Origin of the sequence: Rhizobium sp. Root1334 (genome assembly GCF_001426665.1) — a bacterium.
GTDB lineage: Bacteria > Pseudomonadota > Alphaproteobacteria > Rhizobiales > Rhizobiaceae > Pararhizobium.
The window spans coordinates 330,655-351,783 of sequence record NZ_LMEY01000023.1 but is presented as its reverse complement, the minus strand read 5'-3'; the positions used below and the strand labels follow the sequence as shown (position 1 = coordinate 351,783).

The 21,129-nt window shown below is 60.2% G+C and carries 16 protein-coding genes and 1 riboswitch; of the genes, 8 read left to right on the top strand and 8 right to left on the bottom strand.

The window, feature by feature from the left end:
- Positions 1–182 precede the first annotated feature (182 nt).
- Both ASD36_RS20170 and ASD36_RS20165 read right to left on the bottom strand, forming a co-directional pair.
- Complete coding sequence (locus ASD36_RS20170; protein ID WP_060506663.1) at positions 183–2,630, bottom strand: FAD-dependent oxidoreductase; 2,448 nt, start codon at positions 2,628–2,630, stop codon at positions 183–185.
- Complete coding sequence (locus ASD36_RS20165; RefSeq protein WP_060511766.1) at positions 2,627–5,074, bottom strand: FAD-dependent oxidoreductase; 2,448 nt, start codon at positions 5,072–5,074, stop codon at positions 2,627–2,629. The genes ASD36_RS20170 and ASD36_RS20165 overlap by 4 nt, the downstream gene beginning before the upstream one ends.
- A gap of 242 nt (positions 5,075–5,316) precedes the next feature.
- Between ASD36_RS20165 and ASD36_RS20160 the strand changes: the two genes are divergently transcribed.
- Positions 5,317–6,165, top strand: a complete 849-nt coding sequence (locus ASD36_RS20160) for a LysR family transcriptional regulator (protein WP_060506661.1) — start codon at positions 5,317–5,319, stop codon at positions 6,163–6,165.
- Positions 6,166–6,187: 22 nt separating this feature from the next.
- On the opposite strand, the gene ASD36_RS20155 is transcribed toward ASD36_RS20160, so the two are convergent.
- Positions 6,188–7,954, bottom strand: a complete 1,767-nt coding sequence (locus ASD36_RS20155) for an EAL domain-containing protein (RefSeq protein ID WP_060506660.1) — start codon at positions 7,952–7,954, stop codon at positions 6,188–6,190.
- A gap of 264 nt (positions 7,955–8,218) precedes the next feature.
- A riboswitch (cobalamin riboswitch) is annotated at positions 8,219–8,489 on the top strand.
- 46 nt (positions 8,490–8,535) lie between these two features.
- Between ASD36_RS20155 and ASD36_RS30320 the strand changes: the two genes are divergently transcribed.
- Both ASD36_RS30320 and ASD36_RS20150 read left to right on the top strand, forming a co-directional pair.
- Positions 8,536–8,712 (top strand): CbtB-domain containing protein, encoded by a 177-nt coding sequence (locus tag ASD36_RS30320; protein WP_082512317.1) that lies wholly within the window; start codon positions 8,536–8,538, stop codon positions 8,710–8,712.
- 189 nt (positions 8,713–8,901) lie between these two features.
- Entirely contained in the window at positions 8,902–9,675 is a 774-nt protein-coding gene (locus ASD36_RS20150) for a CbtA family protein (RefSeq protein WP_060506659.1), read from the top strand.
- Positions 9,676–9,718: 43 nt separating this feature from the next.
- On the opposite strand, the gene ASD36_RS20145 is transcribed toward ASD36_RS20150, so the two are convergent.
- Complete coding sequence (locus tag ASD36_RS20145) at positions 9,719–10,576, bottom strand: (2Fe-2S)-binding protein (RefSeq protein ID WP_060506658.1); 858 nt, start codon at positions 10,574–10,576, stop codon at positions 9,719–9,721.
- Between the two features lie 36 nt (positions 10,577–10,612).
- On the bottom strand, positions 10,613–11,902 hold the full coding sequence (locus ASD36_RS20140; RefSeq protein ID WP_060506657.1) for a glucoamylase family protein: 1,290 nt from the start codon (positions 11,900–11,902) through the stop codon (positions 10,613–10,615).
- 154 nt (positions 11,903–12,056) lie between these two features.
- Here ASD36_RS20140 and ASD36_RS20135 point away from each other — a divergent pair, with 154 nt between their 5' ends.
- Both ASD36_RS20135 and ASD36_RS20130 read left to right on the top strand, forming a co-directional pair.
- On the top strand, positions 12,057–12,854 hold the full coding sequence (locus tag ASD36_RS20135; protein WP_060506656.1) for a DUF1194 domain-containing protein: 798 nt from the start codon (positions 12,057–12,059) through the stop codon (positions 12,852–12,854).
- A 175-nt stretch (positions 12,855–13,029) separates the two neighbouring features.
- On the top strand, positions 13,030–14,232 hold the full coding sequence (locus tag ASD36_RS20130) for an aromatic ring-hydroxylating dioxygenase subunit alpha (RefSeq protein WP_060506655.1): 1,203 nt from the start codon (positions 13,030–13,032) through the stop codon (positions 14,230–14,232).
- 81 nt (positions 14,233–14,313) lie between these two features.
- Here ASD36_RS20130 and ASD36_RS20125 read toward each other — a convergent pair whose 3' ends face one another.
- On the bottom strand, positions 14,314–15,726 hold the full coding sequence (locus ASD36_RS20125) for an aminotransferase (protein WP_060506654.1): 1,413 nt from the start codon (positions 15,724–15,726) through the stop codon (positions 14,314–14,316).
- Positions 15,727–15,975: 249 nt separating this feature from the next.
- Between ASD36_RS20125 and ASD36_RS20120 the strand changes: the two genes are divergently transcribed.
- Genes ASD36_RS20120 through ASD36_RS20110 form a run of 3 tightly spaced genes read left to right on the top strand, consistent with a single transcriptional unit; the run spans position 15,976 to position 18,798 of the window.
- Positions 15,976–16,896 carry an ABC transporter permease gene (locus ASD36_RS20120; RefSeq protein WP_082512316.1) on the top strand — a complete coding sequence of 307 codons (921 nt, stop codon included), beginning with the start codon at positions 15,976–15,978 and terminating at the stop codon, positions 16,894–16,896.
- Positions 16,893–17,717, top strand: a complete 825-nt coding sequence (locus ASD36_RS20115; RefSeq protein WP_060506653.1) for an ABC transporter permease — start codon at positions 16,893–16,895, stop codon at positions 17,715–17,717. The genes ASD36_RS20120 and ASD36_RS20115 overlap by 4 nt, the downstream gene beginning before the upstream one ends.
- A 7-nt stretch (positions 17,718–17,724) precedes the next feature.
- Positions 17,725–18,798 carry an ABC transporter ATP-binding protein gene (locus tag ASD36_RS20110; protein WP_060506791.1) on the top strand — a complete coding sequence of 358 codons (1,074 nt, stop codon included), beginning with the start codon at positions 17,725–17,727 and terminating at the stop codon, positions 18,796–18,798.
- Here ASD36_RS20110 and ASD36_RS20105 read toward each other — a convergent pair.
- Both ASD36_RS20105 and ASD36_RS20100 read right to left on the bottom strand, forming a co-directional pair.
- Positions 18,795–20,063, bottom strand: a complete 1,269-nt coding sequence (locus ASD36_RS20105) for an FAD-dependent oxidoreductase (protein WP_060506652.1) — start codon at positions 20,061–20,063, stop codon at positions 18,795–18,797. The genes ASD36_RS20110 and ASD36_RS20105 overlap by 4 nt on opposite strands.
- Positions 20,060–21,121 carry an extracellular solute-binding protein gene (locus ASD36_RS20100; RefSeq protein ID WP_112834586.1) on the bottom strand — a complete coding sequence of 354 codons (1,062 nt, stop codon included), beginning with the start codon at positions 21,119–21,121 and terminating at the stop codon, positions 20,060–20,062. The genes ASD36_RS20105 and ASD36_RS20100 overlap by 4 nt, the downstream gene beginning before the upstream one ends.
- Between the last annotated feature and the right edge of the window lie 8 nt (positions 21,122–21,129).

Here is a 21,129-nt window from a genome sequence, read left to right as displayed (position 1 = left end):
CTCTCCCCGCTCGCGGGGAGAGGGGACGACGGAGGCCGCCGCGTAATTCCTCTTCTCCCCATCGGGGAGAAGGTGGCCCGAAGGGCCGGATGAGGGGGGCCGCAAACTCAGCATCCGCCGCCCCCTCATCGCCTCGCATGCGCTCGGCACTTCTCCCCGATGGGGAGAAGAAACAACCTCGCCTAGACCTTCACCCGCTCCGACTTCGGATCATACATCGGCGCAAGCGACGCCTCCGCCTTCACCCGTGTCCCGGCAATCTCGATCTCGTAAACAGAGCCCAGCACATCGGCCTCGCTCTCTTCCCGGCACGGCACATAGCCGAGCCCGATCGCGCCGCCGAGATGGTGGCCGTAATTGCCTGACGTGATCGTTCCAACGATCTTGCCGTCGCGCACCACCGCTTCGTTGTGGAACAGAAGCGGCTCCGGATCGGTCAGCCGGAACTGCACCAGCCGGCGCGAAAGCCCCTTGTCCTGTTTCCTCAAGACGGCTTCGCGGCCGATGAAGTCGCCCTTGCCCGTGCGCACTGCAAAGCCGAGCCCGGCTTCCAGCACATGGTCCTCATCGGTGATGTCATGGCCGAAATGGCGGAAGGCCTTTTCGATCCGGCAGCTATCGAGCGTATGGATGCCACAAAGTTTCAGGCCGATATCGGCCCCTGCCGCTTCCAGCGTCTCGAACACATGCGCCGTCTGGTCGGTCGAGACATAGAGTTCCCAGCCGAGTTCGCCGACATAGGTGACCCGGTGAGCGCGGGCGAGGCCCATGCCGACTTCGATTTCCCGCGCCGTACCAAACGGATGCGCCGCATTAGAGAAGTCGTTGGGGCTGACCTTTTGCATCAGTTCGCGCGCCTTCGGCCCCATGACGCAGAGCACCGATTCCGATGCCGTCACATCGGTGATAACGACGAATTCATCGGCGAGATGCTTGCGCAGCCAGGCAAGATCGCGTTGCAACGTCGCGCCGGGCACGACCAGCAGGAAAGCCGTATCCGAGAGACGAGTGACCGTCAGATCGCTCTCGATACCGCCACGGGCATTGAGCATCTGGGTATAGACGATGCGGCCCGCAGCCACATCCAGCTGGTTAGCGCAGAGTTTTTGCAGAAAGGGCAGCGCATCGCGCCCTTCGACGCGGATCTTGCCGAACGACGTCATATCGATCAGACCGACGCCACCCCGGATCGCCAGATGCTCGTCGCGCTGGTTTTCAAACCAGTTCTGCCGCTTCCAGCTATATTTGTATTCCCGCTCCTGACCTTCCTTGGCAAACCAGTTGGCCCGCTCCCAACCCGCCACTTCTCCGAAGACGGCGCCGCGCGCCTTCAGGTGTTCGTGCAAGGGCGTGCGGCGAACGCCGCGTGCCGTCGCCATCTGGCGGTAGGGGAAGTGATCGGCATAGAGCAGGCCGAGCGTCTCGGTGACCCGCTCCTTGAGATAGGTGCGGTTTTTCTGGAATGGCTGCGCCCGGCGGATATCGACCTCCCAGAGATCGAACGGCGGCTCACCATCGTTCATCCATTGCGCCAGCGCCATGCCGGCACCGCCGGACGACACGATGCCGATCGAGTTGTAACCGGCCGCAACCCAATAGCCTTTCAGCTCCGGCGCTTCGCCGAGATAGTAGCGGTCATCCGGCGTAAAGCTCTCAGGGCCGTTGAAGAAGGTATGGATCCCTGCCGTTTCCAGCATCGGCATGCGTCCAACCGCCTTTTCCAGGATCGGCGCGAAGTGATCGAAATCCTCCGGCAACTGGTCGAAGCAGAAATCCTCGCTGATGCCGTTCATGCCCCAGGGCTTGGCCTTGAGCTCGAAGGCGCCGACCAGCATCTTGCCGGCATCCTCCTTGTAATAGGTGCACTCGTCCGGCACTCGCAGAACCGGCAGGCGCTGTAGCCCGGCGACCGGTTCGGTGACGATATAAAAATGTTCGCAGGCATGCAGCGGCACGGTCACGCCGGACATGAGGCCCAGCTCCCTGCCCCACATGCCCGCCGCGTTGACGACATTTTCGGTCTCGATCGTGAACGTCTCGCCGTTCTGCTCGCAGGTGACGCCTGAGACCCGGCCATCCTTCTTGTGGACCGCCGTTACCTTGACGCCCTCAAGAATGGTCGCGCCGTTCTGCCGGGCACCCTTGGCCAGCGCCATGGCGATATTGGCGGGATCGCACTGGCCATCCAGCGGCAGATGCACGGCACCGACCACATCCGAGACATTCAGATGCGGATACATCGCCTTGACTTCGTCCGGCGATATTTCCCGCACATCGACGTCAAAGGCGCGGGCCAGCGAGGCCTGCCGGTAGATTTCCTGTTTGCGCTCTTCGGTCAGCGCAACCGTGATCGAGCCGCACTGGCGCATGCCGGTGCCGATACCGGTTTCGGCCTCCAGCTTGGTGTAGAGATCGGCCGAATATTTGGCGAGCCGGGTCATGTTTTGGCTGGCGCGCAGCTGGCCGATCAGTCCGGCCGCATGCCAGGTCGTGCCGGAAGTCAGCTGCTTGCGCTCGAGAAGCACAACGTCAGTCCAGCCGAGTTTCGCCAGATGATAGGCGACCGAACAGCCCGACACACCGCCGCCGATGATGACCACGCGGGCCTTTTGGGGGATAGGCTTGCTCATGCGCGCAGTCTTTCATTCTTGGGATCAAACAGCGGCTCATCGGCCTGGACGATTGCCGTGAAGCGGTCCCCGTAGATTTCGACCTCGACCTCGGTTCCAGGCTGAGCCAGATCGGCGCGCAGCATGCCAAGTGCCACCGATTTGCCGATCCGGTAGCCCCAGTTTCCGGACGTGGTTTCGCCGACCACCTTGCCGCCATGCCAGAGCGTCGACATATACGGCGCGTCGCAATCGCCAGCGTCCACGATCAGCGTGACGAAGCGTTTGGTCACACCCTGCTGTTTCTCATGCTCCAGCGCCGCCTTGCCCTTGAATCCGGGCTTGGCCCAATCAACGAAACGCTCCAATCCACCCTGCAGAATGGTGTAATCGGTTGAAAGATCGCCTTTCCAGGCGCGATATCCCTTCTCGATCCGAAGCGAGTCCAGCGCTTCCATGCCAAAGGGTTTCAGGCCGTGCTTTTGTCCCGCAGCCCAGACCGCGTCAAAGATGGTGGCCGTGTCATCGATCTTAGTGTGTATTTCCCAGCCGAGTTCGCCGGCGAAGGAGACGCGCACCAGCTGGCACCAGCGCCCGGCGATCTGTACCGACTGATGCGTCAACCAACCCTTCGCAAGATCCGCATCACAGACCTCAGCCAAGATGTCCCGCGACTTCGGTCCGGAGAGTATCTGGCAGGTAAAGCTCTCCGTGACATCGTCCAGCGTAAACGCCGCATCCTGTGGCAGGTGTTTTTTCAACCATTCGAAATCGTGCCACTGCGCCGTTGCCGCCGTGATCAGGAAGAAGAAATCCTCCTCCAGTGCCATGACTGACATTTCGGTGACGATCCGGCCCTTGTCGTCGGAGAAATAGGCGAGACCAATACGGCCAGGCTTCGGCACCTTGCCTGTAGTCAGGCCAAGCAGCCAGTCGCGGGCACCCTCGCCCTTCAGGCGGTAGCGGGAGAAACCAGGAAGATCGAGAATGCCGGCAGCGTTGGTGACGGCGAGGCATTCCTCCTCGATGCGTTTCTGCCAAGGCCCCGCCCGGTTCCAGGTCTGCGTGGCTTCTTCCGAGAGGTCATCCCCCGGCTTGGCGTACCAGTTGGCCCGCTCCCAGCCGTTATAGGGTTTGAACTGTGCGCCAAGGGCCGCAATCCGGCCGTGGATCGGCGACAGCTTCTTGTTGCGGCCCGCCGGCCAGGCGTGCTTCGGGAAATGCATGGCATATTCATGGCCATAGATTTCCATGCCCTTGGCGATGCAATAATCCTGATCGGTAAAACTGGTGAACCGGCGCGGGTCGCAGGACCACATGTCCCATTCCGTCTGCCCTTCCGTTACCCATTCGGCCAGTACCTTGCCCGCACCGCCTGCCTGGCAAATGCCGAAGGTAAAGACGCAGGCCTCGAACGCATTCGGCACGCCCGGCATCGGGCCAATCAGCGGGTTGCCGTCCGGCGCGTAGGGGATCGGCCCATTGATCATCCGGGACAGACCGGCAGTGCCGAGGATCGGCACACGCTCGACGGCGTCGTTCAGATACCATTCCAAGCGTTCCAGATCGTCAGGGAAAAGCTGGAACGAAAAATCCTCCGGCATCGGATCGTCCGGCGTGATCCAGTGCGCCTTGCAGTTTTTCTCATAGGGACCGAGATTCATCCCGGTCTTTTCCTGGCGCAGGTAATAGGAGCTATCGACATCGCGCAGCAACGGCAGCTTGTGCCCTGCTTCCTTCGACCAGGCGGCCAGTTCCGGAATTTCCTCGAACAGCATGTACTGATGGCTCATGACCATCATCGGCACGTCGCGGCCGAACCATTTTCCGACCTCGCGGGCGTAGTAACCGGCGGCATTGACGACGTATTCGCAGCGGATTTCGCCCTGCGGCGTGGAAATGATCCACTCGTCATTTTCCCGGCGCGCGCCGGTGGCGGGACAGAAGCGCAAGATTTTCGCGCCCATGTCGCGCGCGCCCTTGGCCACCGCCTGCGTCAGCTGCGCCGGGTCGATGTCGCCGTCATAGGGATCGTAGAGCGCGCCGGTCAGGTCATGGGTTTCGACGAAGGGGTATTTCGACCTGATCTGATCCGGCGAGAGGATGTCGAGATCCATGCCCTGATAGCGCCCCATGCCGACGACGCGCTTGAACTCCTGCAGCCGCTCCTTGGAATGACCAAGCCGGATCGAGCCGGTGACATGGTAATTCATCGGATAATCGACCAGCGCGCCCAGTTCGCGGTAGAGCGAGGCCGAATAGCGCTGCATGTTCATGATCGACCAGGAGGACGAAAATGTCGGCACGTTGCCCGCCGCATGCCATGTCGAACCGGCCGTCAGCTCGTTCTTTTCCAGAAGCACGCAGTCCGTCCACCCGGCCTTGGCCAGATGATAGAGAGCGGACGCACCGACCGCACCTCCCCCGATGATCACGACGCGTGCATAAGACGGCAAATTCGACATGGCTGTTCCCTTGTTTGGGGGAAGTTTTGGCCATGAACAACATTTGCATCAAGCCGTCAGAACGGGCTTTATTGATCGAAGAATTCGATTAGATTGAACTAGAAGCCCTCATCCGGCCTATCGGCCACCTTCTCCCCGTAAACGGGGAGAAGGGACAGGCGGCCACCTCCGTCGTCCCCTCTCCCCGCTTGCGGGGAGAGGGATAGGGTGAGGGGCAAAATTGGGAGACACCGGACACACCCATGCAGATCGACCTTATCGAAACCTTCCTCGACCTGATGGAAACCCGCAGTTTCAATCGCACGGCGGAACGGCTGAACATCACGCAATCCACCGTGTCCCATCGGGTCAAGGCGCTCGAAGCACAGTTCAACCGCAAGCTTTTCACGCGCAACAAAGGAGGAACTGCGCCGACTGCCTCCGGCCTGCGTTTCCTCGACCATGCCAAGGCGCTGCAGCATCAATGGCACGAGGCAACCCGCGCGGTGGAAAACGCCGGTACCTACGAGCGCTCGATGCGGCTCGGCATCCAGCATGATCTCGCCGAAGCCTTTGCCGGAAAATGGCTATCAGCCGTCCGGGCCGACCTGCCGACGACCTCGATCTATATGGAGGCCGATTACTCCAACCAGATGAACCGCGATCTGGCAGCCGGCGATCTCGATCTCGCCATCCTTTATACGCCGCATTACCTGCCCGATCTTCACTATGAGCGGATCGGCGAAATGACCTACATGCTGGTCGGCACCGCGACGCGAACGGTCGGCGAATTGTTACCGGAAACCTATATCCAGGCCGTCTACTCTCCGGCGTTCGACCGTGCGCATCGGCTGGCCCTGCCGCAGCTTTCATCCGCTCCGCTGGCGTCAGGCCAGAATATCGCCATTACCGGCCTGCTGAAGACGCTGGGAGGGGCAGCCTATGTGACGAGCAGCACGGCGCTGAGGCTCGAAGGCGAAGGCGCCGCTTTCCCCATCGCAGACGCCCCTCCGATACAGCAAGCTGTCTACGCCGCCACCAGCATCCGCACTCGCCACGCCCACCAGCACCGCCGCATCATCAGCGCCATGCAGGATCTTCTGGAACGATAGCAGCCACAAGCGGCATATGCGGTCAGTGCTGAGTGAGCAGAACCAACTGCTGATCCTCGTTCAACCTGGCCAGCATATCTGCGGCCGGAAGCGGATAGGCGATCGCATAACCTTGCAGCACATCGCATCCAAGGCGCGTCAACAACTTGGCGTGTTCCAGCGTCTCGACGCCCTCGGCAATGACCTCGATATTGAGCGCTTTGGCGATGTCGATGATCGAGCGCAACAGGCGCTTCTGTTCGCGCGATGTGGTGGTCGGCAAAACCAGTTGACGATCGATCTTCATCCGCCGCGGTTTCAGCTTTACCAACCCGATGATCGACGCATGACCGGATCCGAAATCATCGATCTCGATGTCGATACCCATGGCCTTCAGGCCTGCGACGTTGGAAAACACGTCATCTTCGCTGTCGTCGAGAAAAATGGTTTCCAGCAATTCGAATGACAGCATATCCGGTCGGACATCCAGGCGTTTCAATTCGTCGATCAAAAGCGGATCCGACAGGCGGGCAGCCGAGACATTCACCGCAATGCGCGGAACATGCACTCCCTGCCCCATCCAGGCCTGACGGTCCTTCAACGCCGCCTTCAAGATCGCAGCATCGAGATCGTCCAGCCGGCCGAGACTGCCAGCAACCTTGATGAATTCGCCCGGCAGGATCAATCCGCGTTTCGGATGGCGCCAGCGTGCCAGAACCTCCATCCCGACGATGCGCCGGGTCCGCGCATCGACCTGAGCCTGATAATAGGGAATGAACTCCCCTTTTTCCAAACCATGAGCGAACTGCCTGCCAACGCGCTGCTCGGCATTGAGTTGTGCCTTCATCTGAGCCGAATACACCTCGACCCGTCCCCGACCGAGCTTCTTGGCACGATGCAGGGCAATATCCGACTGTGCCAGCAGGCTGCCAATATTGCGGCCACTGGCAGCCGCGACACCGATCGACCCACCGGTGCGCAAGACCTCCTCATTATGCCAGACCGACTGCTTCAACTGCTGCGCCAGCCGCTCTGCACGGATTTTGAGGTCATCCAGCGAGACGAAATTTGCGATCAAAACCGCAAATTCATCACCGCTGACGCGGGCAATGAATGCGTTCTCAGGCACACTGGCTTCAATCCGCCTGGCACAGGATATCAGGACATTGTCTCCCGTCGTATGGCCGGCAGTGTCGTTGATCTGCTTGAACCGGTCTAGACCGATATGCAGGATCGCCAGCTTTTCCGGTCCGGCCTCCCCCGCAAGCTCCGCCAATCGCCTGTCAAAGAAGCGTCGATTGGGAAGTCCTGTTAGATAATCATGTTCGGCTGCATATGCGATCCGCTCGCGGCTCGCTTCAAGGGCAACGGCCCGCGCCTCGGCGATCGCCTTTTGCCGTCGCAGTTCGCGATTGAGCAGCACATCCGCCGTCACATCCCATTCGGCGCCGATAAGGGTGATATGGCCGTCTTCCTCGAAGCAATAGGCGCGTGAACGCAAGTATCGGGTTTCACCGTCCGGCAAAATGATCCGGTATTCCGAAGAATAGGCATCCTTGGCTGCAATCGCCCGGTCGAAATCGGCCTGGGCCTGGGCAAAATCATCGGGATGGATCGCATTCGTCCAGACCTCCGCCTTGACGCGCCTTTGCGTCTTGCCGGTTGCGTAGAGCCGGTGCATCTGCAAATCCCAGACGACTTCGTCTTTCTGTGTGTCGTGCTCCCACACGCCGATCTGAGAAGCGTCAAGCGCAATTCCCAAACGGCGAAGAATATTCTGGAATTCCTGTTCGGACCTCGCCGCCTTCATGGTTTTCTCTGCAGAGGATGCTTCGCGTATCAGCGCCTCCGCATTCTACACCAAGGTTCCTAAAGAACTATTGTTCCATGAGCAAAAAGAGTACTTTTTAAACAAACAACCATTAAGTGCTTCTTCAAAGAAACCCAGTTGCAACTTAGGCGCATCTCGTACTGTATTACATATCAAATTTAGACACTGCGCGGAAAAATCAAGAGCCGCAATGCGCCATTGTTGGTCGCAGCGCCGAATTGACATGACCGGGGTGACGGCATAATCATCAGCAGATCAATTGGTTCCCTGGGAGCGAGGCGCTTTCGGGGAGTAAATGGGAACGTGACGGGTGGACCCATTCTGGGCATCTTTATCACGGCCGACCCCGCGACTGTAGAGCGGTCAGAGGTTGTCATTCCGGTACGTTCAGCCGGTAAAAGCCACTGCGGCGATGGGCGTTTTGCCTCTGCCGCGGGAAGGTGAGACAAGCTCCTTGGCACGAAAGTGCCTGACGCCGCGAGCCAGGAAACCTGCCGGTTGATGAAGGGCATGGTGCCCAATTGGTGGGATATTTCCCACGCGCCATCACGGAGGTTGTCATGGCTACGACTACAGTTTCAAGCGTCCCGCTTTCTCTCAATGACCGTATCACCACGGCTATTCTCGCCCTGTTGATCGGCGGCTTCCTGGTTTTCGGTGCCGGCCTTGCCAATTCCGCCGTGCTGCACGACACCGCGCATGACGTCCGCCACTCCTACGGTTTCCCCTGCCATTGATATAGGCAGTGGGAAGCTCAGCCTTTCCACACTCTATCGATAGGGGATCGCGGGTTTCATTTTGGAAATCACGCGGCCGTGGATTGCGCCCATGCTCCGGCATCGGGCGGGCTTTGCCGTGGGAATTCAAACACAGCAAGCGTTGAGCACTAAAGATCGATCTGCTCCGCTTGATTTTGGGGGTATCAAATGATTGTCAAAACGCTTCTGGCCGCATTGGTGGCTGGATTGATCGCGGGCGTCTTCATGACGGCGGCGCAGGAGTTGCGGGTGGTCCCGCTCATCCTTCATGCCGAGGAATATGAAGTCAAGGAACCTGCCGCCGAACCACCGGCCGCAACCGAAGGCCAGCAGCAGCACTCTTCTCTCGACCGCTCCTCGTTGATCGGCGAAATGCTGTCGGCACTCTCACCCATCACACCCGCCTACGCCCATGAAGGCGAGCACGAAGACGAAGGCGGCATCATGTTCGGCATGAGCCGGTTCTCCGGCACATTGCTTGCCAATCTGGTGGCCGGCGCCGGATTTGGCCTGCTGCTTGCGGGCGCCAGCCTCGCCTTCAATTACCCCATCACGCTGCGCAACGGCGCTCTCTGGGGCGCCTGCGGCTGGCTGGCTATCCATCTCTTGCCCGCCATCGGCCTGCCGCCGGAATTGCCGGGCTTCCCTGCCGCTGATCTCCACGACCGGCAGACCTGGTGGATCGCAGCGATCGTTCTCTCCGTCGCCGGCCTCTATCTTGTCGTGTTGCGCGGTGAGATCCTGGCCAAGATCATCGGCCTTGTCCTGATCGCCGCTCCGCACGTCTATGGAGCGCCACAGCCGACGGACATCTCGAGCCCGGTACCCGCAGTTCTCGGCGCGGAATTCGCGGTCGCCGCCTTGGCAACGACACTGGCGTTCTGGATCGTGCTCGGCGTGATTTCGGGATACCTGAACGACCGGTTTCTGAAATCGGCTTAAGCCCTATCGTTGCGGCGCTAGCATTGCTTGCGCCGCAAGTACATCAAAGGCCGCCTGTGCGCTCGACAAGGGCCTGCAGGCGGCTTTTTTGTGTCTCGTCATCGAGAAGCACGCAGACATCGCAAAAATCCCCACCCTCTGTTCGATAGTAGAGACAGCAGCCGCTTCGCAGCCGGAAGATTCGCTCGACGGGGATGCCATCGCAAACAGCGCCGACCTTGGCGTAGTGCGCCGTCTCGGAAAATACCGGTGAACCGGCCCTCTTGATGATGGCAAGCGCTGCGGCCATTGCGCGATCCGCTTCGCCCAAGGCGGCACCGATCTCCAGAAAAGCCCCCGCAATGCCGTCACCCACCAGCCGCCACTGCGCGACGGGGGATAGGCCAGTGCGGCCTTGCAGCAAGCCGATCACCGGATTGAAGCTCTCGACGAAGCCACCATGAAATGCTGCCACCCAATCATCCCCGCGTGCAAAGCTCCGGAAACGAAAATGAAGGCGGCTGATACCGGAGGGATAAGTGTCCGAAGGCGTCCCCCTGCCATGCTGAACGACAGGTTCGAACCGGAACGCAAGGCGATCCGGATGCAGATTGGGCACCAGCCCCGTCTGTAAATAGACAGCTGCTGCCGCGATGCCGAGATGGTGGCTGTAGAAGGAAATTAGATGGGCGCCTCTGACGCGGTCGTCCATGCCGGCAGCAAAACAATTCTGGTAGTCCAGCAGGCGCTCGACCATATCGCCACCGAGATGCCATGCCTCATTGACCGGCAGAAAATCGCCGCCCTCCCGCCCCAGGGACACAGCTACCTGCGGAAAATGCTCCGCCTGCCAGGCTATGGCGGCTTTTGCGTGCCGCACATCATCCGGTCGAAAGCTGCTTGAAACCCGGTTCTCGCTCAATGGGGCCGCCTGTTATCACCTGGCAGCCGGTTTAGCTTAAAGCCAGCCGCCGGAAAAGCCTGCCCGCCGGAGGCCACGCCGGATAACCGGCGTTTCGCGCAGCATGTTCCAGTAAAGACCACTGCGATGGTTCTCGATCATCATCACCAGCAACCCCTGATCAAGGCCAACGCTACGGTCGTTGAGCCAACCTTCCGCCGTCTTGCCCGGAACGCTCGGGTTGAAACTGCCGATAAAACGCCCTGTGTCGATAACGTCGGGATAGCTCGACAGGATATGCCGTGTCGCCGACATCGCGGCCTGTGGCTCGAACGGCAGACATGCGAGCGGCGCCCAGGGCGCGATCGTGCCATCGTCCGGCCCGAGCGGCGCTCCGCGCGCGGCATAACCGGCAAACTGCTGGCGCCGACCATCCTGCAGCCGGCGGGGGCGTAAGGGGCCATCGCAGGATGTCAGCCCCCATGCGTCGGCACCGTAGCCGGTAAAACCGCCCGGATTGGTGCTCGCATAGTCCCGCTGGACGGCGATCGCCCGGCGGGTATTTTCAAAATAATCCGTGCCGTGCGCTGCCACAGCCTCATCCTGGATGCCACGGAAATCGATCCATGCATGTGAAAACAGGTGGATGAACAGAGGTCCGGCGTAGAGGAACGGCTTGTTCTTCACCGTCATCCAATCGAATTTGCTGGCAAAAGCATCATAGCTTTCCTTGCCGATCGGATAGGATGGCGAAGCCAGAGCAAGCGCATAGAGGATGATCGCCTCGCTGTAGGATTCCCAGCGATAGGGCAGAAAGCCTGTCCGGGGCTTCCATCCGAGCCACAAAGCCCCCTCTCCGTCCAGCGCCCAGGCCCAGTTTGCCCGGGCGTAGAGCATATCGACCTGCGACCGGATCTCTGTCTCGACCTCATTGTCCTGATTAAAATAAGCCGCCGCCGTGATCATGCCGGCGATCAGAAGCGCGCTGTCGATCAGCGAAAGCTCGCTGCGCCATGTCCGCAGACCGGTCTTCATATCGAGAAAGTGGTAGTAGAGCCCCTTGTAGCCGGTGGCGTCCTTGTTGCGGCTTTGCGGGCTTTCGGCAAAGAACCTCAATGTCACCAGTGTTCTTGCCGCAGCGTCCTGACGGCTCATCCAGCCTCTCTCGACGCCGGTAGGATAGGCAGAAAGGCCAAAACCGGTCGCAGCGATGCTCGACGGAGCGCCGGGCAGCGAGGTATCTGCAATCAAGCCGTTTTCGGGATTGACGAACTCTAGAAAGTATCCGAACGCCGCTTGCTGCAACCGGTCGAGAATGACCGTGTCGGTTTCGTTTTTCAGAAGCATTGCAGGCTTACTCCAGTCGATCGAAATTCACTAAAATGGCAGTCAGTACAAATCACCGATTGTTGAAGACGCCCGCATCCGGAACGGTCGCCTCACCTACGATCTGTGTTACATTTTAGTTTCATACGATCCTTAGCAGCGATTGGATGACTGGATGTTCACAACACTTGCGATGTTTCTCACGATTTCGAGCGCGCCGATTGCCACACCGGTCGCTGATGCAGTCCCGGTCGATGTCGCGCTGGTGCTCGCCGTCGATATGTCGGGATCGATGGACATTGAAGAGGCACAGGTGCAGCGCTTGGGATATGTCGAAGCCCTGCGTCATCCAGACTTCATCAATGCGGTCACGGCCGGCCTCAACGGCCGCATCGCCATCAGCTATTTCGAATGGGCCGGCAGCGTCAACGAGACCTCCGTCATCAACTGGCAATTGATCGATGATGCGCAGGACGCCGCAATTCTGGCCGAACATCTTGCCGCCCGCCCGGTCTTCACCCGCCGGGGCACTTCCATTTCCAATGCTATCGCCTTCGCATCGAAACTGATTGCGGCGAGCCCCTACGATGCGATGCGCCGGGTGGTCGATATCTCCGGTGACGGCCCGAACAATCTCGGCCCTCCGGTCGATCCGATGCGCAACGCAGCCGTTGCCAGCGGCATTATCATAAACGGCCTGGCCATCCTCATCCGCCCCTCGGGCGGCACTGTTTCGCTTGACCGTTACTATGCCGATTGCGTTATCGGCGGTCCCGGCTCGTTCGTTCTGCCGGTCCACCAGCCCGAAGACTTTGCCGTCGCCATCCGGCAGAAACTGGTCATGGAGGTCAGCGGATCGAAGACGGCGGCGCGGATTATCCCCGTGCAAATCGCACCGCTGACCGATTGCATGATGGGCGAGAAGCTGCGTCCCGGCTTTCTCGACCGGGTCTATCCGGAACTGGATAAATAGTTTCTCGCACGCGATTGCCTTGAGCACATACCGGGCATTGGCAATGTCTCGTTACGCGTCTGCGAGAGCCAGCCTCTCTGCGAAGTTTCGCTGACTCATTCATAATCCAAACTATTCCTATTTATAGAAAAATGTGGTTATATTGAATGAACGTTCAGCAAGAAATGGGGAATTCATGAACGAAATGACCCGCAATATCAGCATTCCCAATGACTGGGACCGGAGCGGCCTGCCCGGTTGGTGCTATCACAGCGACGCGCTTCTGGAGCTTGAAAAACAGCATGTCTTCCGCGAGCACTGGCAAATCGCCTGCCATGTCTCCGATATTCCGGAGCCAGGCAACTACATCACCATGGATGTCGTCGGCGAGCGTGCGCTGATCCTGCGCGATCAGGAAGGGACCGTGCGCGGCTTCCAAAATATCTGCCGCCATCGTGGCTCGCGCGTCGTCGCCGACAACAAGGGAACTTGCCGCAACGCGCTTGTCTGTCCGTTTCACGGCTGGGTCTACAATCTCGACGGCACGCTGAGGGGCGCTGCCCGCCCCCGCTCCTTCCCGCCGCTCGACAAGCAGGAATTTGGACTGATCGGGCTCGATCTCGAAATCTGGATGGGCTTCGTCTTCATCCGCTTTGCCCCCGGACCTCAAGCTTCCGTCGCGGAACTCATGCAGCCGTTTGCGGGCGAACTCGGCGAATACAAGACGCAGGACATGGTCCCCGCCGCCGATATCTGGACCCAGACCTCGCCGGTCAACTGGAAATCAGTCCGCGACGTCGACAACGAAGGCTACCACGTGGCGATGGCGCATCCAGCACTTCAGGATCTCTATGGCTCGACCTATTACGACGAACCCTTCGTCAACGGGCTTTGCCGCTCGTTTGCCACCTACAATCCGCATGCCGGACGGCGCTGGAGCGTACGCAACTATATCAAGATCGCCCCGGAGGCCACCCATCTGCCGGAGCGCCTGCGCAAGGCCTGGATCTACTACGGCATCTTCGCCAATGCGGTAATTGCGGTGACGCCGGAAGCGGTGCAGTTCTATCAGGAGTTTCCACTCTCGACCGGTGAAACGATCCTGCGGGGCAGCATCTACCGCCATCGCGACGAAAACCGGCAGCAGCGTGCCGCCCGCTATCTCGCCCACCGCATCGATCGCGACACGCAGGCCGAGGATGTGCAACTGACCATCTGGTCGAACGAATCGATGACCTCGAAGGCCTTCACCGGCTTTTACCTCTCCGATCTCGAATATGGCGTGCGCACCCATCACGACCACCTGCGCAGCATATTGCCGGTGATGAATCTCCCCGCCGCCCCGGACGAGCGGGAAATGGCCGGAATGAACAACCGGCTGCGGTCTGCCACCTCCTGACCAGCCAAAAGAAAGGGCCGGGAAAACCGGCCCTTTAATATTGAGCATGACGGGGAATGGATGCCCTGCTCAAAAGAATGCTCAGCCGCGCCAGAGCCCTTCGCGCACCAGCTCATCCATCGTCCGGCGGATACTTGCGCGCAGGATCGCCGTCATCTCATCGATCTGCGACACGGAAATGGTCAGCGGCGGCGACATCACGCACATGTGGATCAGCGGCCGCACCAGCAAGCCCAGTTCCTGGCAATGCCTGTCAATGCGCTTGCCGACCTCGAGATCCAGCGTCAGCGGATTGTTATGCACCCGGTCGGCAACGCACTCGACGCACGCCATCAACCCGACACCACGCACCTCGCCGACAAGCGGCAGATCCTCGAGCGTCTTCAAGCTCGCCTGGAAGTGTCCGGAAACAGCGCGCGCATGATCCAGCAACCCACCTTCCAGGATGTCGAGATTTTTCAGCGCCACGGCGCAGCCGATTGGATGGCTGGAATAGGTCAGCCCATGCGCAAACATCGCATCCGGATGGTTTGACCGGCGCAACTCCTCGAACAAACGCGACGAGATCATCACGCCGCCGAGCGGGAAGTAACCGGACGTCACGCCCTTGGCAAAGGTGATCATATCGGGCTCGATGCCGAAAACATCGCCGGACGCGAAAACCTGCCCAAGCCGCCCGAAGGCCGTCACCACCTCATCGGCGATGAACAGGATATCGTTTTCGGTGCAGAGCTGCCGCATCCGGCGCAGATAACTTTCCGGCGGCACGATGACGCCACCGGACGCCATCACTGGCTCGGCGATGAACGCCCCGATGTGCTCCGCCCCCCTTGCCTCGATGACTGTACGGAATTCTTCGACAAGAACGTCACAGAATTCCGCCTCGCTCACTCCATCCGGCCGGCGGAACGGATTGGGGCAGGTTAACTTGACGACCTGCTCGCCGGCGCTGTCCATCCAGTCGTGATCACGCGGCCGGCCGTTCAGTGAGGCCGAAAGATAGGTCGAGCCGTGATAGCCGCCCTGGCGCGACACGATCAGCTTCTTGTCCGGGCGCCCTTTCACATTGTTGGCAAACTGCATGAAGCGGAGCGCCGTCTCGACCGCCGACGAACCGCCCGTCGTATAGAACACGTGGCTGAGATCGCCGGGGGCATGCGCGGCAAGCCGCGCCGACAACGTCACCGACGGTTCGTTCATCGTGTACCAGGGCGAATTGTAGGACAGGTCCATCGCCTGCCGGTAGAGCACATCGGCAAGCTCCTTGCGCCGATGCCCGGCATTGACGCACCACATGCCCGCCGGGCCATCGATCAGCTTTCGCCCTTCGCTGTCGACGACATAGATACCATCGCCGCTGACGATGCCGCCACGCGCCTCGGCGCCGATCTCACCGGCCGTCGGCCAGGGTTGCACGAGATGATCCCTGGCCAGCGCAACCATGCTTTCTGATGCTTCCAAAGAGCTGATCACGTCTTCGCGCTTCGCCGCCATTCGCCATCTCCACATAAATATTTAAAAGAGATTTTCAAAACAAGTAACTGATATAAAATATCAATTACATTTATTTTGAATGTCCGTTCAATCAATATTGGCAGAAAAAACACTTGCGTTCAATCCTGTTTTGCGCTCATTCTGTCAGCGGGAACAAAGAACAGGCGGAAAACCGCCAGGGACGGACAGCATGATACGATCCCTCACTTTTCACTGTTGTACCGGCATCGCGCCGGAAAGGCGGCGCTGATGGTGGCGTTGCCGGGCTCCATTGAAACGGAGAACAGACGATCCGTTGCCGGCCGCCGCCGATGGACATCCAGCGACGAGGCAAAGGGCCTGACGCTGATCTCACCAACCCTGCTCTATGCGCTGGCGCTGCTCTTCCTGCCGGTTCTCATCGTCATCGCCTACAGTTTCTGGTCGCAAGATTATCTCACCATCGACCGCAGCTTCACTCTTGAAAATTACCGCATCGCGCTGACGGAGCCGATCTACCGCGACCTGCTCTGGCGCTCCCTCACCATCTCGCTTGCCGTCAGCGTCATCACGGTTGTCTTCTCCTACCCGGTCGCCTGGTTCATTTCCTTCCATGGCGGTGTTCACAAGAACCTCTGGCTCTTCCTGATCACCGTGCCCTGTTGGACCAGCTATCTGCTGCGCGTCATGTCGTGGAAGGTCATTCTTGGCTATCAGGGCGTGCTCAACACCGGGCTGATGTCAACCGGACTCATCGACAAGCCGGTTGCCTCCCTGCTCTACAATTCCAACGCCGTGATCATCACGCTTGTCCACAGCTGGGCGGCGTTTGCCATCCTCCCGATCTATGTGTCGCTGGAGAAGATCGACCGTTCGCTGATCGAAGCGGCGCATGATCTCGGCGACAACAAGCTCTGGAGCTTCTTGCGCGTCACGCTTCCGCTGTCGCTGCCCGGCGTCATTTCAGCCTTTCTGATCGTGATGATCCCGACAGTCGGCGATTACGTCACGCCAAAACTGGTGGGCGGCAAGGATGGCGTGATGATCGCAACCGCCATCCAGGCGCAGTTCGGCAAGGGCGCCAACTGGCCGCTCGGCGCCGCCCTGTCCGTCACCACCATGGTCATTGTCTCGGCGATGGCCGGCTGCATGGTGCTGGCATTGAAACTCTTCGTGAGGCGGATCAAATGAGCGGTCGTCACGGCATTCGAAAATCCCGCTGGCTCCCGGCTTACGTGACGGTTTACCTCGGCTTTCTCTATCTGCCGATCCTGCTTCTGCCGATCTTCTCGTTCAATGATGCGGCGTCCACCACTTTCCCGCTCGCCGGTTTCACCACCAAATGGTACGCCTCGCTCTGGGGCAATACGGCCATGCTTGTGGCGGCGCGCAACAGCCTGATCGTCGGCATCTGCGTTTCCGTCCTCTCGACCGGCCTTGCCATCTGCGCCGCCCGCGCCGTCACCCGCTACAAATTCCGCGGACAACACGCGGCAACAGGCCTGTTGATGGCGCCGCTGTTCCTGCCGGAAATCATCGTCGCGGTATCCCTGCTGATGATCGTGCTGCAACTCGGCATCGAATTATCGCTGGCGACCGTCATTCTCGGCCAGACCGTTTTCTGTCTGCCCTATGCGCTGTCGGTGCTGATCTCCGGCTTCGATGGCTTCGACCGCTCGCTGGAAGAAGCCTCGCTCGATCTCGGCGAAACCGCCATCGGCACCTTCCGCCGGGTGACGCTGCCGGTGGTGGCGCCGGCGATCATTTCCAGCCTGCTGGTCTCTTTCACCATCTCGCTGGACGAGTTCATCCTCGCCTTCTTCCTGTCCGGCACCGAGCCGACACTGCCGGTCTATATCTGGGGGCAGCTGCGTTTCGCCGCCAAGCTGCCGGGCGTTCTGGCGCTTGGAAGCCTGATGATCGCACTATCAATCATCCTCATCACCATCGCTGAAATCCTGCGCCGCCGCGCGGAAAACCGCCTCAAAGCTGGAGCCTCCGTCCATGGCTGATACACCCATGATAGAGATCGATGCCGTCAGCCGCTACTACGGCATCTACCGGGCGCTCGATGATGTCAGCCTCGATATTGCCGCTGGCGAATTTTTCTCGCTGCTCGGCCCTTCGGGCTGCGGCAAGACCACGCTCTTACGCTCGATCGCCGGTTTCGATACACCGACATCCGGCGATATCCGCATCGACGGCCAATCGGCCATCGGCCTGCCACCCAACAAGCGGCCGACCAATATGGTCTTCCAGAATTACGCGATCTTTCCGCATTTGAATGTCGAGGAAAATGTCGGCTACGGTTTGAAGCGTCTGAAGCTGGACGCCGACGACGAGCGCCGACGCATCGGCAATGCACTGGAACAGGTGCGGCTTGCCCATCTTGGCAAGCGCAAGGCCCACGAGCTTTCAGGCGGCCAGCGCCAGCGTGTCGCCCTTGCCAGAGCACTGGTGATGCGGCCAAAAGTGCTTTTGCTCGATGAGCCGCTGTCTGCGCTCGACAAGAAGCTGCGCGAGGAAATGCAGGTCGAACTGCGTACCCTGCAAAAGGCCGTCGGCATTACCTTCGTCCTGGTCACGCACGATCAATATGAAGCCCTTGCGATGTCGGACCGGATCGCTGTTATGTTCGGCGGCCGGATCGCGCAGGTGGCGACGCCGAAGGAGATCTACCAGCATCCCCTCACCCGGCAGGTCGCCGACTTCCTGGGCGGTATGAATTTCATGCAGGCGAAAATCACCAGTGAAAGCGCCGTCAATCTCTCCGTCGAAACCACCCGCTTCGGCAATGTCACCATCGCCAAGCCCAAGGGTTTTACCGCCAGCAACGGCCAGGCAACCATCGGCATCCGGCCGGAACGCCTGCGGGTTCTCTGGGACGACGCCAAGGCGGATTGCGAGGTCACCGGCCATGTGGTCGACCGGCATTATTTCGGCGAGATCACCCACCTGATCGTCGAGGTACCCGGGCTGGAAAAACCGTTGTCGGTTTCGGAGACCAACAATTTCGGCGCCGACGACATTCCAGTCGGCGCGCCCATCCGGCTCGCCTACGATCCGGATGCGTTGGTGGCAATGGCCAGTTAGAGCGCGGCGATGACCCGCGCCGCCGCTTCGCGCCCGGCGACAATCGCGCCCTCAATATAGGCGGGAAATGACGATGCGAGTTCCGACGAGGCAAAATGCACCGGCGGCAGACCGGCGCGGAGAATATCCTCGGCATCATAAGCTTGGAGATCGCTGATCACATCGCTGTAACCGCCGCCGCTCCACGGGTCGTCCACCCAGTCACGGATCAACAGGCCCGCTACATCAGCCGCCTCCGCCCCCAGCGCCTCCACCAGCCGCCGGCGGATTTCAGCCTCGATGAACGCCCGCCCTTTCGCACTCCATGCGGCGGCAAGCGGACCGCCTGCGAAGATCACCAGAGCCGTTGCCTGCACGCTGCTGACATCGCAGGCAAAAAGCCCGAGCGTATCGCGCCACATGATCATGCCGCTCAAACCGCGCTCCCGCCAGAACGGCCGCTTATAGCGCACCAGCGCCTTGATCACCGTGCCGCTCTGCCAAACACCCAAAGCCCCGGCCAACGGTTGCGGCAGATCGGGTTCATGTGCGATACGCGATGCCATCACCGGCGGCACCGCAATGATCACCTGCCGCGCCGTCAGCACGTCGCCCTTACCGGTTGTCACCGAAACCGCCCCATCTCTGCGCGCCACGCCAACCACAGGCGTTTCCAGCCGCAGACGCTGGCCGAGTGTAACGGCCAAAGCCTCGGCTGCCGCATGGATCGTACCCTCAGCGAAATACTGCAGCTCGTTGCCATTGCTGATCGTGCGCCGGTCATTGTCGATCAGGTACCACAGCGGGATCTCCCCAATCGCCCGGCACCAGAGTCCTTCGACCATCGCCTGATAGCTGGCCTTCGCACCCGGAGGATCATTCTGGCGGGCAAGCCACTCACCCGCCGTCAACCCGGCAATACCCGGATCACGTGGGTCGATCCGGTTGGCCCGGGCGCGGATACGGCCGGATTCAGCAAAGGACGAACCGGTCTCGGCGAAAGCCTGTGGCTGGACCAGGAAATTGCCCTCCAGCGGCGTTTCCACCAGGGGTAAACTGAACCGCCGCGTCAGCGCCATCACGTTCGGCATTTCATCACAGATGAACTGACCGCCGGTATCGATCGCCACACCATCGGCAAAAGCCATCGCCTCGACCCTGCCGCCGACACGATCGCGGGCCTCGAGAACGATCACGTCGAGCCCGGCCGAAACCAGCGCATCCGCCGCCGAAAGGCCGGAAAAACCGGCCCCGGCGACGATCACATCTGCATCATAGCCGCTCAATAGCCCGCCTTGATCTTCTCGAATTCGGCAATCATCTTCTGATGAAGCTCGGTCGGCATCGGCGACTGGAACAGCGTCTTGTCGACGAATTTATCGACATCGGCATAGCCCTTCGCCGTCAGCACTTGTGGGTCCATCGCCGCCATGCCCTTGGCATTGGCATGGCCGTAACCCCAGTCATTCACCAGATAGGCGCTGACAGCGGGATCGCTGATCGCGTTGAGGAAATCATATTCCTTGGCCTCGTCGCCCTCAGCCCCCTTCAGCCGCACATAGCCGCAGACCCAGGTCGACATTCCCTCGTCCGTATCCCGCTTCATCTCCACGGGTATGCCATCCTTCTGCAGCACGGTCGCCGTGTCGTTCCAGGCCCAGGCCAGATCCACCTCGCCGCTCGCCATCGCCTGATTGACCTCGGTATAATCGGTCCAGTAGAGCCGGACATTCTTGTGAACCTCGCGCAGGAAGGCGGAGGCCTCGGCGAACTGCGCATCCGTCATCTTCGTCCAGTCCTTCAGCCCGATGACGAGGCTCGCCAGTGCATAGGCATCATCAACACTGTCGCCAATCGACACCCGGTCCTTGAATTTCGGGTCGGCGAATGCCTTCAGCGACTGGATCTCCTCCGGCTTCACGGTATCGGTGCGATAGGTCAGGACCGAGTTGCCCCACTCGAATGGCAGAAACCAGGCCTTGCCATCGTCCGAGGTCATCAGCCCTTTCATGTCCTTGATGCGGGGCAGGATATCGTTCCAGACGGTCAGCTTCGAGGTATCGAGCGGCTCCAGCAGACCTGCCTCGCGCCACTTGTTGACGCTCTGCGAACAGGGATGGGCCAGATCCGCCTTGAAACCGGACCGAAGCTTCTGGAATGCCTCCTCCTCGTCGCCGAAGAAGCTGAAATCCGGCTCCGTACCGTGCTTGGCGGTGTAGGCCGGATGGAAGGCCGGATCTTCATAACCGGACCAGTCGAAAACGGTTATATTGTCGGCGGCGCGTGCAGCCGTGCCGGAAAGTAGCGAAGCCAACACCGCGGCCCTGCCCAAATGTCTGACCATTCCCATTA

What these genes read in the sequence shown, in the direction of transcription:
- ASD36_RS20170 (WP_060506663.1), bottom strand. Translation starts at nt 2,630, where the DNA reads ATGAGCAAGCCTATCCCCCAAAAGGCCCGCGTGGTCATCATCGGCGGC.
- ASD36_RS20165 (WP_060511766.1), bottom strand. Translation starts at nt 5,074, where the DNA reads ATGTCGAATTTGCCGTCTTATGCACGCGTCGTGATCATCGGGGGAGGT.
- ASD36_RS20160 (WP_060506661.1), top strand. Translation starts at nt 5,317, where the DNA reads ATGCAGATCGACCTTATCGAAACCTTCCTCGACCTGATGGAAACCCGC.
- ASD36_RS20155 (WP_060506660.1), bottom strand. Translation starts at nt 7,954, where the DNA reads ATGAAGGCGGCGAGGTCCGAACAGGAATTCCAGAATATTCTTCGCCGT.
- ASD36_RS30320 (WP_082512317.1), top strand. Translation starts at nt 8,536, where the DNA reads ATGGCTACGACTACAGTTTCAAGCGTCCCGCTTTCTCTCAATGACCGT.
- ASD36_RS20150 (WP_060506659.1), top strand. Translation starts at nt 8,902, where the DNA reads ATGATTGTCAAAACGCTTCTGGCCGCATTGGTGGCTGGATTGATCGCG.
- ASD36_RS20140 (WP_060506657.1), bottom strand. Translation starts at nt 11,902, where the DNA reads ATGCTTCTGAAAAACGAAACCGACACGGTCATTCTCGACCGGTTGCAG.
- ASD36_RS20135 (WP_060506656.1), top strand. Translation starts at nt 12,057, where the DNA reads ATGTTCACAACACTTGCGATGTTTCTCACGATTTCGAGCGCGCCGATT.
- ASD36_RS20130 (WP_060506655.1), top strand. Translation starts at nt 13,030, where the DNA reads ATGAACGAAATGACCCGCAATATCAGCATTCCCAATGACTGGGACCGG.
- ASD36_RS20125 (WP_060506654.1), bottom strand. Translation starts at nt 15,726, where the DNA reads ATGGCGGCGAAGCGCGAAGACGTGATCAGCTCTTTGGAAGCATCAGAA.
- ASD36_RS20120 (WP_082512316.1), top strand. Translation starts at nt 15,976, where the DNA reads ATGGTGGCGTTGCCGGGCTCCATTGAAACGGAGAACAGACGATCCGTT.
- ASD36_RS20115 (WP_060506653.1), top strand. Translation starts at nt 16,893, where the DNA reads ATGAGCGGTCGTCACGGCATTCGAAAATCCCGCTGGCTCCCGGCTTAC.
- ASD36_RS20110 (WP_060506791.1), top strand. Translation starts at nt 17,725, where the DNA reads ATGATAGAGATCGATGCCGTCAGCCGCTACTACGGCATCTACCGGGCG.
- ASD36_RS20100 (WP_112834586.1), bottom strand. Translation starts at nt 21,121, where the DNA reads ATGGTCAGACATTTGGGCAGGGCCGCGGTGTTGGCTTCGCTACTTTCC.